The sequence below is a fragment of the Thalassotalea mangrovi genome (assembly GCF_005116735.1).
GTDB classification, from domain to species: domain Bacteria; phylum Pseudomonadota; class Gammaproteobacteria; order Enterobacterales; family Alteromonadaceae; genus Thalassotalea_A; species Thalassotalea_A mangrovi.
Genome location: NZ_SWDB01000021.1, coordinates 123,994 through 137,936, shown reverse-complemented (window position 1 = coordinate 137,936; position 13,943 = coordinate 123,994). Strand labels below are relative to the sequence as shown.

Genomic DNA, 13,943 nt, shown 5'->3' with positions numbered 1-13,943 from the left:
CGGTTTCCATTGCCGAAAAACTTGGTTAAGGTAGATGAAAAAACAGCAAATATTGATGAACTTCAGTAACAGTAAGCCACAGCCGAATATCACGGCAGATATAAACGAGCAGCGTGAAGCCTTGCTCGATGATATCTGGGCGCTTATCAATCAACGCGCCGCCAGGGTGGCCGAACAAGCCTGCGAACAGTTTACTAAACAATATCCTGAATACGATCATGGCTGGTACGCCTATAGCTTTTTACTGTTTCAGTTAAAACAAGCTGAGCGAGCCCTGCATTGTATCGATAAGGCAGTGGCATTGGCACCGGACACTGCCGGATGGCGCATTCATAAAGCCCATATTTTGTGGCTGTTAAATCGCTTTGATGATGGTATCTGTCAATTGCAATGGATAAAAAAGCTACCCGATAGTACATCACAGCTGATTGAACTTGCCTCGGTCAGTAATAAGCTTGGCGATTACCAGGTGGCGGAACAAGCCTACCAGGCGTTGCTGGCGCAAAACGACGATCAGCTAACCCGGGCACAGTTGTATTTCAATCTCGGTTCTGTGCAACGTTACTTGGGTAAAATTGCCCCCGCAGAGCAGAGCCTTGATAAGGCGCTGCAGTTGCAGCCGACGGATACCGAGGCGCAATTACTGCGCTCGAGTTTGAGAAAACAAACGCTAACCGACAATCATTTGCCGCAACTGCAAGCATTGCTTGATAACCCAGCACTGAACCCGTTGCAGACGGCGCAGGTATGCTACAGCCTTGCTAAAGAGCTTGAGGATATTGGCGATTATCCTGACAGTTTTTATTATCTGCAACGGGGGGCAAAAAGCCGGCGGCGGACGATGAAATATGATGTCGGCGCTGATGTGAATGCACTTACAACTATTCGCCGCACCTTCACTCAATCTAATGTCGATGGTTGGCGTCAAACTGCAGCAACGCCAGGGCAAGCCATCCCGGTTTTTATATTTGGCCTGCCACGCACTGGCTCTACGTTGGTGGAGAGAATTCTTAGTAGTCATTCTGAGGTTACCAGTGCGGGTGAACTTAATCTTTTCCCGTGGCACTTACACCAGCATATATGCGCCCATCTAAACCGTAATCCTGCTGATAAACGTGAAGCCGTGGAGTGTAGCACCGAACTGGATTTAGGGACGTTAGGCCAGGCGTATTTGCAATCCACTCGCGCTTATTGGCAAAACAAATCACGCTTTATCGATAAGCTACCGCTTAACTCGTTAAATGCTGCCTTGATCAAAGGAGCGTTACCCCAGGCAAAAATGATTTTGGTGAAGCGCAATCCAATGGACACCTGTTACGCCATCTATAAACATTTGTTCACTCAAGGCTACCCGTTTTCCTATGACCTGCACGAGCTGGGGGCCTATTACATTGCTCATCATCAGTTGATGCAACACTGGCAACAGATATTGGGCGAGTCGATACATATCGTTCGTTACGAAGAATTGGTGCAGGCGCCGCAATTGCAGATTGAGGCGTTGCTTGGACATTGCGACCTGGCCTTTGAGCCACAATGTTTAGCGTTTGATAAAAATTCACAGGCAAGTACCACCGCCAGTGCGACTCAGGTGAGGCAGGGCATTTATCAGCATTCATTACAGAAATGGCGGCACTTCGAAACTCAGCTTTTACCATTACGCCAACAACTCGAAGATGCCGGCATCGATCCGGATTTTGCTTAGGGGCTGTTGAACTTTGCCGGCCAACTTTTGTTCAACAAGGGTTGGTTAATTGATTAAGCGAATAAAGTAATGGAGAATATGTTGGATACAGAAGACAGTTGAATTCTTCGAACAGCGTTTGTTTTGAATCTGAACTGCAGTTTTTCGAATTAACGTACATTAAGTACGCTAAACCGAAATAACCTTGTTCATATCCCAAACAAATCACTGCAAAAATGACCTTGAAAGAACAACAACCCCTAACGAATCGAAATTCAATATCATGGTCGCAATTTTTCGTTAGGGTATTTAGGGAAGGCGCAAATTTTGATTACTGAAGTACAATCCTGGATGGTAGAGCAGGGCTTGCCAATGCATTATGTGGAACCTGTTTCATTGGGCATAGGCCTGACCGTATTGCTGGTTTTGTGTTGGATCGGCTTTTACGTAGCTAAGCATCAGGTACTCAATTTTGTTCATAAAATGGTGAGCAAGTCGGCTAATACCTGGGACGATTTATTGGTCCAGCATAATGTATTCAGTCGCGCCGCCTGGTTAGTGCCGCTCACCGTATTGCTGGTGTTTAGCCCGATATTGATTCGCCAGTATCCATTATTACTCGATGGCATTCTGATTTTCGCCAAAGTCGGCCTGGCCCTGCAGTTTGCCCGCAGCGTAAGCGCTTTGCTCAATGTCACCAATTCCGCGTTTCAGGAATCCAGTAAAGAGAAATACCTACCATTAAATGCAACGATTCAGGTATTGAAATTAGCGGTTTACCTGGTCGCTATCATCCTGGCAATTTCGGAAGTCGTCAATAAATCACCAATTTATTTGCTTAGCGGCTTGGGTGCATTAACGGCAGTATTGTTATTAGTATTTCAGGATACGATCAAAGGACTGGTGGCCAGTATCCAAATCTCTGCCAATAAGATGGTAGCGCCGGGGGATTGGATTGAAATGCCGCAGTATGGCGCTGATGGAGATGTGCTGGAGATAGCCTTAAACACCGTAAAAGTGCAGAACTGGGACAACACGGTTACGACTATTCCGACCTATGCCCTGATCAGTGAATCTTTTAAGAACTGGCGTGGCATGACTGCATCCGGCGGCCGCCGCATTAAACGTTGTATCCAAATCGACTTAAGCAGTATTCATTTTTGTTCGGCCGAATTACTAGAGCAATTGTCGAAATTTGAACTGCTGCAACCCTATTTGCAGCAAAAACATGAAGAGGTCAGGGCATACAATTCACAAAAAGGCGACCAGGATGAAAGCAATCCCAACTTGCGCAAGTTGACCAATATTGGCACCTTCCGCGCTTATATTACCGCCTACTTACAGAATCACCCTAAGGTGCACCCTGATATGACCTGCATGGTCAGACAGCTGAAACCGAGTGAAACAGGTGTCTCGCTGGAACTGTATTTTTTCAGTAATGACATTAATTGGGTAAACTATGAAGCCATTCAGGCAGACATTTTTGACCACCTGTTCGCGATTGCGCCGTTATTCGAGTTGCGCCTGTTCCAGAATCCAACCGGTTACGACTGGCAACAAGCGCGCCGATGATAATACCAATGTGAATTGGTTTTAGTATTGGCGAATGACCCCTTCCTGAATCGTCGAGGCTACCAGCCGGCCTTGACGGTCAAAGATTTTGCCTCTGACCAGGCCCCGGCCGCCGCTGGCTGAAGGGCTGTCGATATCGTATAACAACCAATCATCAAAGCGAAACGAACGATGAAACCACATGGCATGATCGATAGTGGCGATTTGAAAATCCTTTGACCAGATATTCTTGCCGTGAGGGTGAACCGCGGTTGGCAGGAAGTTATAATCCGATGCGTAGCCCAACAGGTAACGATGAATGCGCTGATCGTCACCCAAATCCCCTTTAGCTCGCATCCAGACCTGGTTTCTCGGCTCGGATATTTTTGGATTTAACCAGTCATATTCCTTAACCGGTCGAAATTCGATTGGGCGTTCGGCAAAAATAGTCGCATGTAAGTGTTCTGGAATATGCGGCTTATATTTTAACTGTAATTCATGCAGGCTAGGCAGCTCTTCCGGGCCCGGTACATCAGGCATGATATCCTGATGATCAAAGCCGTCTTCGTCTTTTTGAAACGAGGCCATCATGTTGTAGATGATTTTGCCGTTTTGCATCGCCTGTACGCGACGGGTGCTGAAGCTTTTACCATCCCGAGTGATATCAACCAGATAAGAGATAGGCTTCTGCGCATCGCCAGGACGCAGGAAGTAACAATGAAAAGAGTGCAGGTGGCGTTCATCACCGAGAGTTTGTTTTGCCGCCGATAACGCCTGACCAATAACCTGACCACCGAAGACGGCCTTAAAACCAAGATCCTGACTCTGGCCTAAAAATAAATTCGTGTCTAATTCTTCCAGGCTCAACAGCCCCAATAACTCAGTTAACACCTTACTCATTCAATTATCCTTATAGGATTGCTGCGATAAATTAAATTCTACCACCCACTTTCCGCTTTTTTTAGATATAAGTGAGTACAGTTCGATTACATATATTTACAAACTATCAACATAACGATGGATTTATCGGTAAAAATCAAATTTTCGACTGATTTTATTTACTATAAAATCAATGGCTTGAGAATTATTTATTATATTTGTTAAAAAAAAATTGCATAAAGGGGTTTACACGAAGAATTGGATCCATATAATAACAATCAAGGGCTGACAAGCTCGTCCAAGGCAAACCTAGCGAAAGCTAGGGACGCAAAGTTACCGGTCTAAGGGTAATTGGTTTATATAGGTTCATGGTATAAATCAGTTGCTTATGACAGCGGGACCGCCGAGTAAGAAATAGTGGGGGCTTTTCCTATAAAGCGTAACCTGTCTATTGATTGTGTAACTTTGCGCGCCTTGTCTTACCTTTTATTCAGTACATTCTCTTCTTCCGTAATTCTTTATTCTATCCAAAATCTTAATCTTAACAGAGATAAATTGTCTTGGTGGATCAACTGTAAGCTTTAAGCCGTAAGTCGTAAGCTTTAAGTCGTAGGCTATATTTGGCGGGCGATTATAGCACTCCTTCAATACGTATAGTAAATGCTCGTTTGAGCACGTATCGCAAGCGATACTCCTGGCACGTGACGGAATACGTCACTCCGAGCACACAATCAAAGATTGTTCCGAGTACGCGACTCAAAGCATCGCTCCGAGTGAAAAGCAAAAACCTTGAGTCATTCCCTGCCACGACAGGGAATCTTGGCCAACCTTGAATGACCGAATTGTGCCATTCAGAGACGGTCTAGGGTAACCTTAATTTTGGACCAAATACAGGTTTCCAAAGGGTTCATATTTCAGGCCTGGTATATCGTTTAAAGCTTTATTAAACTGATTCACACTCAACAAAGCACTAGTGCCAATTTTTCGATATTCGCCATTCTCATAGTTTTTAAGCCAACTTAAATTCTGAAAATTTATCTCGACGCTGAGACTGCCAAACAACCCTTTTCGTAATTTTGTTTCGGTGGTTGGGTTAATGTCATCATTGAATTCAACCTCATACCCGCATGTAAAACGGATAGATTTATCTAATGTTTCAGCGACTTCTTTCAAATGAACATCGAATTCTTCAGATTTATACCAAATGACAAGTTCAGCATACTCAATACCTTCAAGGTGGCACTCAAGCGAAATATCAAATCCAAACCTATTGTTCGTATTTCCTGACAACGCATAATATTTGTCGTGTCCTTTGGAATTTAATTTCTTCTCAAATGACTTAATGCCTACAGCACCGCCCTTTGGTATACCGTATGGGCCATGAATAACAAAGTCTTTTGGTAGTTCTAGGAATTTTGATTCAAAAATATCGATTATGTCATTTACTAACAATTGCCTATTCGTGAATTCTAGATCGGAACCTATCGAATATAGTTTTATGGCAGTTATTTTTGCTTTCTTTTTAAAGAACACTAATGAAATCCATGTTAAAGATTTTTGATTTTAAGGAAGGTTACCAATGACTGCTGTTCGCTCTTAAGAGCCGTTGATGTTCAATACGTTACGCTTGATTGAGCCGACTGGCAAGGTGGTTCCATTAGCCAACCTAATAGGTAACTGAAGGATTCAACCCTGACAACGTGAAGGGAATTTGCGAACGGACCCAAGGCTATTGAGCAGGTACGTTCGCGTTGTGCAAGGATTGGCAATTATTGAAAACGCTTACGCTGATTTCTTCGCTTCAATATATTCATCAATCAAAGTTTCTAACAGTGACAAGGGTACTGAGCCATTTTTTAATATCTCGTCATGAAACTCGCGAATATCAAAATCGGCACCAAGTTCCTGTTCCGCTTTGGCTCTAAGTGATTTGATTTTAATCTCGCCGAGCTTGTAGGAAAGAGCCTGTGCTGGCCACGAAATGTAGCGATCGATCTCAGTTCTTACATTGTGAAGCGACAAGGCGGTATTGCTGGCGAGAAAATCCATCGCTTTGTCACGCGACCAGCCCATGCTGTGCATGCCGGTATCAACCACGAGGCGGGCGGCCCGCCACATTTCGTAAGTCAAACGACCAAAGTCGGAGTACGGATCCTGATAAAATCCAGCCTCGATGCCCAGGTATTCGCTATACAGACCCCAGCCCTCACCAAATGCAGAAATATAGGTGCGCTGCCGGAACTTAGGAACATTTTCCATTTCCCTGGCAATTGAACCCTGCAGATGATGACCCGGTACGGCTTCATGTAGCGTCAGTGCTTCCAATACATATAAGGGGCGGCGATCGAGCGCATAGGTGTTTACCCAATATTCACCGGGTTGGTCATCGCGGCTTGGGCCCGAGTAACGACCGGTGGTGTACTTAGGTGCGATGCTAGCGGGAACTGGTACCACGCCATAAGGCGTACGCGGTAAAGTCTTGAATAATGCCGGCAGTTTGGCATCCATTTTCTTGGCGATAAAAGAGGCTTCTTTAAGTAACTCTTCGGCACTTTTGGCATAAAACTGCGGATCGGTTCTGAGGAATTCGACAAATTCGGCAAAACTTCCGTCAAACTTTACGGCTTTAATAATCTCTTCCATTTGTGCGCGAATTCGCGCCACTTCATCGAGGCCGATTTGATGTATTTCCGCCGCTGTCAGGTCCAGCGTGGTGTAATACTCGATACGGTTCTGGTAAAAGTCGTCGCCGTCAGGCAGTGACGTGGCGGCAATATTATCACGGGCGTTGGGGATATAATCCTGCACCATAAAATCATAAAATGCCTGGTAGCTAGGATTTATCTTTTCAACAATAGCGGTACGACCCTGTTCGGTCAGTTGCTCGCGGGTTTGTTGATCGAAATGATCGGGAAATTGTTTGAATGGACGATAAAACGGGCTGGTGCTGGGATCATCGACGATAAAGGCACTAATGCTATCCTCAAATCCGGCTAACACCACCTTAGGTTGGGTGCGTCCGGTTTCCAGGCCCAGTTTCATCCAGTCCATTTGTTGCTGGAAATAGGTGGGCAAATAGTCGAGACGAGCCAGGTAGGTTTGATAATCTTCTACTGTTTTCAGCGATGAGCGATCGACCATGTAGGGTAGGTAGGCGTGAAACCCAGCCTCAGCGGTTAGCGGCATATAATGTTCTTTAAACCGGTAGTTATCGATCTGGTTATTCAACTTGTACAATAAGATTTCGTGGTTGATGCGATGATTAGCTGACAAGGCATTAGTATCGATTTGCTCTAATCGATTGCGCAGTTTCAGCTGCTGTTGATGCTGGGCCGCAAGTGCCTCGGGGGAAACATCGTAATAAAGTGAATCGCTTTTTTGTGCAAATGGGTTAAGGCTGTCCGTATATGCCTGTTCGTCGGCGATGATGCGCTCAAGTAGCTGATCGGCCTGGCCTGGCTTTTGCCCATCGTTATCAGAATGGGTCGACGTGGAGCAGGCGGTTAAGCTGATCACCAGCAATGTGGTGACAAGAGGTTTTAATAACTTCACGATGTTTGCTTTTCCTGTAGATTTATTAGGTTGATTAATTGTTCGAGTGTTTGTTCACTAAATACCTGGATTTTGTGTTCGCTTAATAGTTTTGCGGTGACACCCATGCCAGCAATCCTGGTGCCGGAAAACGTGCCGTCATAAATCATGTTGGCACCGCAGGATGGGGAGTATTCCTTTAATAATGCCAAGCGAATCCCCTGTTGCTGACACAGGGCCAGTGCCTTGGCTGCGCCCTGGGTAAAGGCCCGGGTAACATCGTTGCCAAATTCATCAATCACCTTATCGCCGCTTTGTTCGGCCCGGGGCCGGGGTACCGGAAGATCTCCGGCCACTTCCGGGCAGATGACTACCAGTCTGCCCTGTTGCTGCCAGGTTTGTAGCTGAGGATGTAACAGGCTTTTCGCCTGCCCGTCATAGCGCACTTTGTTACCAAGAAAACAGCTGCTGATAAGAATTTTTTGCATCGCTGCTAGTCCAATTTGTCGCTGTTAAACAGCGATTCCAGCTCTTCCCGACCTTTGCGGTTGATTTTCAGCACTTCATTAAAATCGTAGCGGTCGTTGGCACGATACGCTTGTTCCAGCATTTCTTCATCATGGCGACGAAATACATTAACCAGAAATTCTGCTCGCCCTTCATCGACACCGTATTCTTCAAGGACAATTTGTGCTGCCTTTAAGCTGCCATCAAACATTTCCCGAATGGTGGTTTCAACCCCCATTTCCCGGTATTTGAGCACACTGAGACGGCTCTTGGCACGGGCGACAATCTTTAAATTTGGATAGTGTTCACGCACTGTTTTGGCGATAGCAAATCCATGCTTATCGCTGTCTGCGGCGATAAACATAACCTTGGCATGTTCGAGCCCCGCGGCTTTGAGCAGTTTTAAATTGGTGGCATCGCCAAAAAATACTTTATTGCCAAACTGGCGAACAAACTCGATATGCTCGGCATTGTAATCGAGTGCGGTAAAGCGAATGTGGTTAGCGGTCAGAATACGGCCGGTGATCTGGCCAAAGCGTCCAAATCCGGCAATGATCACTTCCGGCTCATGGCTGACATTTTCCTGATCATAATTTTGTACCACGCCGCTTTGTTGCAACACTTTATCGACCAGGAGGATCAGTGGCGAGGTCAATGCCATCGACAAACTGACGATAATGGTGACCATATTATTGATGTCGCGTTCTATCACTCCTTGGCTAAGTGCAAAGCTCATGATCACAAAGGCAAATTCACCACCTTGCGATAACATCAGGGCGAGCTTGAATTTCTTGCGCCGAAGGCCGGTCGTATTGCGGATCAGCAGGTAAATAATTGCCATCTTTACCGCCATCAGGGCAATCGCGCCTGAGACAATGACAACCGGATCGGATACCAGTAAGGCTAAGTCCAGTTTCATTCCGACCGCAATAAAAAACAGGCCCAGTAACAAGCCTTTAAATGGCGATATTTCGACTTCCATTTGATGGCGAAAACTGGAGTTCGCTAACAAAATACCGGCGGTAAATGCGCCCATGCCCATCGATAAACCAACATTGTGCATCAGCAATGCGGTGGCCATAACAATCAGCAATGCCGAGGCGGTAATCACTTCACTGCTACCATATCTGGACATAGTGCGCAGAAATGGGTTTACAAAGTACCTGCCCGACAATAACACCAGTACGATAGCGGCAATCGACACCCACCAGGCGGGGGCATCCGGGTTTGAGCGCCCGGCCAGGGCCTCGACCAGTAGTAGGATTGGGATCACCGCAATATCCTGCATCAGCAGGATGGAGAACCCTTTTTGGCCAAGGTCGGTATTTAAAATCCGCTTTTCAGTCATCAGTTGAATGGCAAAGGCGGTAGATGACAAAGCCAGTGCCATACCAACAATAAGCGGTACTTTAAAGCCGTCGTTAAGCAGCCAGAAAACTGCCGCGAAAATAACCACTGTACTGAGTAGTAACTGTCCGCCACCAATGAATAAAATGTCATTGCGCATCCGCCACAGTTTTTGTGGATCGAGCTCAAGGCCAATGATGAATAATAAAAATACCACCCCATATTCAGCAAAATGCAGGATCTGATCCGGATCACTAATTAATCCCAGTACCGACGGACCAATAATAATACCGGCGGCCAGGTAGCCAAGGATGGAACCGAGTTTTAAACGGGTGAAAATAGGTACGGCGATCACCGCGGCGGTAAGAAATACGATCGCTAAGCCAAGATTACTCATAAGAAGCGCAAAGGAAAAAAATATGTGAAGCTAGTGTAAAGGAAAACCGCTAAAGATTAAAATATCGAGCTGGCAGTACCCATAGCCAGATGCCAGGGTTCGTGTCTTAGACGATCAATTATCCACAAAAACTTTTTCAATGGCTGAGATGGCAATGCCTTGCTTTTTCGCTTCCCTGGGCTGCTTGTGATACACCAGCGACAGGGTGAAATCATAGTTGATGGAATTGGGACGTAACAATCGCATGGTGCCGGAGTTTAATTCCCGCTGAATATGCCCTTGCGGCATAAAGCCCAGGTATTGACCGGAATTAATCAGGATCTTGCGCATATGAAACTGATAGGATTTTGCCGTCAGGTTGAATTTTTCCAGTTGTGCCTTACCTTCGCCGGTTATATCAATACCGGGATGAATGGTCTCGGCATTAGCAAAATCCTGATCACTGATTTGATGATCGGTTTTATGGAAAAACGGGTGACGGTTGGAGCAACATAAAAACACCTGTTCCTGATGAATTGGCAGATACTCCAGGCCATCGACTTTATGATAGGCGGGATAGATGCCGACATGCACTTTACCCTGCAATAACCCTTTCTCTATCTGATCGATGGACATCGCATCAAGCTCGATTTGCAAGCCGGAATGTTGCTGATGGATTTGTTCAATCACTTGGGCGAACTGAAGTTGCTTGGCCTGGTCCAATTGCTCAGAGCACCATATCACCAGTTCGCCGCTAAGCTCGGCACCGAGGCTGCCAACCAGCAGGGAAAAGTCCCGAACCGACTCAAATAAATTCAAAGTCGCATGGTAGATACTCTGGCCTTCGTGAGTCAGGGTGAAACCACTGCGGCCACGTTGACATAAGGTAAAGCCCATTCGTTGTTCAAGGTTACTGATATGAATACTAATGGTGCTTTTGGTGATACCCAGATGTGCTTCTGCCGCCGCAAAACCACCGTGTTCAACAACCGCTTGAAAGACTTTCAGCAGGCGCAGATCATAATCACTGAGCTGTCGTGGGTTCTGCAATGGAAATGCCATACTCGATACTCAAATGGTTTTATTTTTATCAAACTAAACATTGATAAGTTTGTATTTATAAAATTAAACAATTGTCCTTTAATGTCCATAACTTTTTAACAGGGAATGAAATTATGATGACTCTGACTGACAATGAACTTTTGCGAAAATTTTCATATATCAATGGCAGCTGGCATAGCAGCGTCAACGATATTGCGGTAAACAATCCGGCCACTGGCGAGGAGATTGCCCGGGTTAGCGACAGTACGGCGGAAGAAACCAAACTGGCGGTTAAAGCGGCGAAAGACGCGTTGCCGTCCTGGTCGGCAAAGTCGGCCAATGAGCGAGCGTCGATATTGCGCAAGTGGTTTGAGTTAATGATGGCAAACCAGGAAGATCTGGGACGTATCCTGACGCTTGAACAGGGCAAACCTTTAGCCGAAGCAAAAGGCGAAATTGCCTACGGTGCCGCATTTATCGAGTGGTTTGCCGAAGAAGGCAAGCGCATATACGGTGATACCATTCCCGCGCCCTCGAAAGATAAAAAAATTGTTGTCATCAAGCAGCCCGTCGGTGTTGTTGCAGCGATTACCCCGTGGAACTTTCCGAATGCGATGATAGCCCGTAAAGCTGCGGCCGCATTGGCCGCCGGTTGTACTTTTGTGGTTCGCCCGGCAACCCAGACCCCCTTGTCGGCGCTGGCGATGGCTGAGTTGGCAGAGCGTGCCGGGATACCCGCCGGTGTTTTCAATGTCGTGGTCGGTTCCGATGCGCAAGGCATGGGAGAGGTACTGACTCAGCACCCGGACATCGCTAAGTTTACCTTTACCGGCTCAACGGCGATCGGTAAAAAACTCATTGCCCAGTGTGCGACGACGGTGAAAAAGGTCTCGATGGAGCTCGGTGGCAACGCGCCGTTTATCGTCTTTGATGATGCGGATATTGATGCCGCCGTTCAGGGGGCACTGATTTCCAAATACCGTAACGCCGGTCAAACCTGTGTCTGTACCAACCGTATCCTGGTTCAACAGGGCGTGGCTGAGCAATTTACTGAAAAGTTTGCCAAAGCCGTAGCGGCACTGAAAGTGGGGAATGGCCTGGAGCAGGGCATTGATATTGGTCCGTTGATCTCCAGCAAAGCCGCATCCGATGTCCAGGCCCTGGTAAGTAAATCCATCGCCCAGGGGGCAACCCTGGTCACCGGTAGCGAACAGGCGGATGGTGATGGTCAGTTTCTGACACCTATGGTGTTAACCAATGTCACCAATGAGATGGCCATAGCCAGCAACGAAATTTTCGGGCCGGTATCGCCGATTATCACCTTCGCCAGTGAAGAAGACGCGATTGCCATCGCCAATGATACCGAGTATGGCTTAGCGGCTTATTTCTATGCCCGTGATATCGGCCGGGTCTGGCGCGTAGCTGAAGCGTTGGAATATGGCATGGTCGGTATCAATGAAGGCATTATCTCTAATGCGGCGGCACCGTTTGGCGGGGTAAAACAATCGGGCAATGGTCGAGAAGGCTCTCATTACGGCCTCGACGATTACCTGGAAATTAAGTATTTATGCATGGGTGGCCTGTAAGGCTCCAAAGGAAACAACAATGACTAACCAACAATTACAACAACGTAAATCACAGGTGATTGCCCGCGGTCAGGGTAACGTCTATCCGGTCTATATTGAGCGTGGTGAAAATGCCGAGCTGTGGGATGTCGACGGTAATCGTTACATTGATTTTGCTACTGGGATTGCCGTGTGCAACACCGGCCACTCGCATCCCAAAATCGTCGCTGCGGTCAAACAGCAGCTGGATCGCTTTTCCCATACCTGTGTGATGGTAAATCCCTATGAAAGCGCAGTAGAGCTGGCGGAAAAACTTACCGATGCAGCGCCTGGCGATAGCGATAAAAAAGCGATTTTTGTCACGACCGGTGCGGAAGCGGTAGAAAACTGCGTCAAGATCGCCAGGGCATATACTGGCCGCCGTGGGGTGATAGCCTTTAATGGCGGATTCCATGGCCGTACCAACCTGGCCATGGCACTGACTGGAAAAATTACCCCTTATAAACACTTATTCGGTCCGTTTCCTGGCGATATTTTCCACGCGCCGTTTCCGATTGCCTGCCACGATATTTCAGTGCAGGACTCGCTAAAAGCTCTGGATACCTTATTTAAAGTAGACATCGCACCATCAGATGTCGCCGCCATTATCGTCGAGCCTGTTCAGGGCGAAGGAGGTTTTTATCCTGCTCCTGCCGAATTCCTGCAGGCGTTGCGTGAGCGCTGTGATCAACATGGTATCGTCTTAATTGCCGATGAGATTCAAACCGGCTTTGCCAGAACCGGTAAAATGTTCAGCTTCGAACATGCCGGTGTTGAAGCGGATTTAATGACTATGGCCAAGGGTATCGCCGGTGGCTTTCCGATTGCGGCGGTGGTTGGTAAAAGTGAAATCATGGATGCGCCACTGCCCGGAGGCCTCGGTGGTACCTATGGCGGTTCACCGGTTGCCTGTACCGCTGCCCTGGCAGTGCTGGATATCATTGCCGAGGAGAACCTGGTAACCCGCGCCGTTGAGCTTGGTCAGTTATTTAACGAACACTTGCAGTCGTTACAGCAAAAGTTTCCACAGCTCATTTTTGATGTCCGTAACCAGGGAGCGATGATCGCCCTTGAACTGGGTAAATCGACGGACGAGTTTATTCCGAACCCGGAACTGACCCAGGCGCTGATCAGCAAAGCCGCTGACTACGGCCTGGTATTACTGGCCTGTGGTTTTTATGGCAATGTGATTCGCTTTTTACCGGCGTTAACCATGAGTGATGCCATTGCCGAGGAAGGGTTGGATAAGTTTGAGCAACTGTTTATCGAACAAAGCCAAGCCTAAATCAAGCAAAGCAATTTGTAGGGCGGAACGCTGTTTCCGCCCCCTTTTTATCTCTCCAGAATCTGGCTTGTTGTGTCGATTCAGCCAAACTCTTTGGCAAGATTTATTTCCGTTTGCGACTTTATTACGTTTATAATCAAG

At 47.0% G+C, this 13,943-nt stretch carries 10 protein-coding genes and 1 riboswitch; of the genes, 4 read left to right on the top strand and 6 right to left on the bottom strand.

Annotated elements, in window-relative coordinates; translation table 11 throughout:
- The first annotated feature begins 34 nt into the window (after positions 1-34).
- Entirely contained in the window at positions 35-1,702 is a 1,668-nt protein-coding gene (locus tag E8M12_RS09325; protein WP_136735873.1) for a tetratricopeptide repeat-containing sulfotransferase family protein, read from the top strand.
- 306 nt (positions 1,703-2,008) lie between these two features.
- Positions 2,009-3,253, top strand: a complete 1,245-nt coding sequence (locus E8M12_RS09320; RefSeq protein WP_246034090.1) for a mechanosensitive ion channel family protein — start codon at positions 2,009-2,011, stop codon at positions 3,251-3,253.
- Between the two features lie 21 nt (positions 3,254-3,274).
- On the opposite strand, the gene tesB is transcribed toward E8M12_RS09320, so the two are convergent.
- The 6 genes from tesB to E8M12_RS09290 all read right to left on the bottom strand — a co-directional run bounded on the left by tesB (position 3,275) and on the right by E8M12_RS09290 (position 10,934).
- The gene (tesB, locus tag E8M12_RS09315; RefSeq protein WP_136735872.1) at positions 3,275-4,132 is read right to left on the bottom strand and encodes an acyl-CoA thioesterase II; all 858 of its coding nucleotides are present in this window, start codon (positions 4,130-4,132) and stop codon (positions 3,275-3,277) included.
- A gap of 271 nt (positions 4,133-4,403) precedes the next feature.
- A riboswitch (cyclic di-GMP riboswitch) is annotated at positions 4,404-4,519 on the top strand.
- 465 nt (positions 4,520-4,984) lie between these two features.
- Entirely contained in the window at positions 4,985-5,563 is a 579-nt protein-coding gene (locus tag E8M12_RS09310) for a hypothetical protein (RefSeq protein ID WP_136735871.1), read from the bottom strand.
- 330 nt (positions 5,564-5,893) lie between these two features.
- The gene (locus E8M12_RS09305; protein WP_211245021.1) at positions 5,894-7,663 is read right to left on the bottom strand and encodes a DUF885 domain-containing protein; all 1,770 of its coding nucleotides are present in this window, start codon (positions 7,661-7,663) and stop codon (positions 5,894-5,896) included.
- Entirely contained in the window at positions 7,660-8,130 is a 471-nt protein-coding gene (locus tag E8M12_RS09300; RefSeq protein WP_136735870.1) for a 2-thiouracil desulfurase family protein, read from the bottom strand. The genes E8M12_RS09305 and E8M12_RS09300 overlap by 4 nt, the downstream gene beginning before the upstream one ends.
- Before the next feature lie 5 nt (positions 8,131-8,135).
- The gene (locus E8M12_RS09295) at positions 8,136-9,893 is read right to left on the bottom strand and encodes a monovalent cation:proton antiporter-2 (CPA2) family protein (protein WP_136735869.1); all 1,758 of its coding nucleotides are present in this window, start codon (positions 9,891-9,893) and stop codon (positions 8,136-8,138) included.
- A gap of 114 nt (positions 9,894-10,007) precedes the next feature.
- A complete protein-coding gene (locus E8M12_RS09290; RefSeq protein ID WP_136735868.1) occupies positions 10,008-10,934 on the bottom strand; it encodes a LysR family transcriptional regulator in 927 nt (308 codons plus the stop codon).
- A gap of 113 nt (positions 10,935-11,047) precedes the next feature.
- On the opposite strand from E8M12_RS09290, the gene E8M12_RS09285 reads away from it, so the two are divergent.
- Positions 11,048-12,499, top strand: coding sequence for an NAD-dependent succinate-semialdehyde dehydrogenase (locus E8M12_RS09285; RefSeq protein ID WP_136735867.1), 1,452 nt, complete (start codon positions 11,048-11,050; stop codon positions 12,497-12,499).
- Between the two features lie 19 nt (positions 12,500-12,518).
- The gene (gene gabT / locus E8M12_RS09280; protein WP_136735866.1) at positions 12,519-13,802 is read left to right on the top strand and encodes a 4-aminobutyrate--2-oxoglutarate transaminase; all 1,284 of its coding nucleotides are present in this window, start codon (positions 12,519-12,521) and stop codon (positions 13,800-13,802) included.
- Positions 13,803-13,943 lie beyond the last annotated feature (141 nt).

Coding starts and splice junctions, on each gene's coding strand:
- E8M12_RS09300 (WP_136735870.1), bottom strand. CDS start 8,130: ATGCAAAAAATTCTTATCAGCAGCTGTTTTCTTGGTAACAAAGTGCGC.
- E8M12_RS09285 (WP_136735867.1), top strand. CDS start 11,048: ATGATGACTCTGACTGACAATGAACTTTTGCGAAAATTTTCATATATC.
- gabT (WP_136735866.1), top strand. CDS start 12,519: ATGACTAACCAACAATTACAACAACGTAAATCACAGGTGATTGCCCGC.
- E8M12_RS09295 (WP_136735869.1), bottom strand. CDS start 9,893: ATGAGTAATCTTGGCTTAGCGATCGTATTTCTTACCGCCGCGGTGATC.
- E8M12_RS09325 (WP_136735873.1), top strand. CDS start 35: ATGAAAAAACAGCAAATATTGATGAACTTCAGTAACAGTAAGCCACAG.
- E8M12_RS09290 (WP_136735868.1), bottom strand. CDS start 10,934: ATGGCATTTCCATTGCAGAACCCACGACAGCTCAGTGATTATGATCTG.
- tesB (WP_136735872.1), bottom strand. CDS start 4,132: ATGAGTAAGGTGTTAACTGAGTTATTGGGGCTGTTGAGCCTGGAAGAA.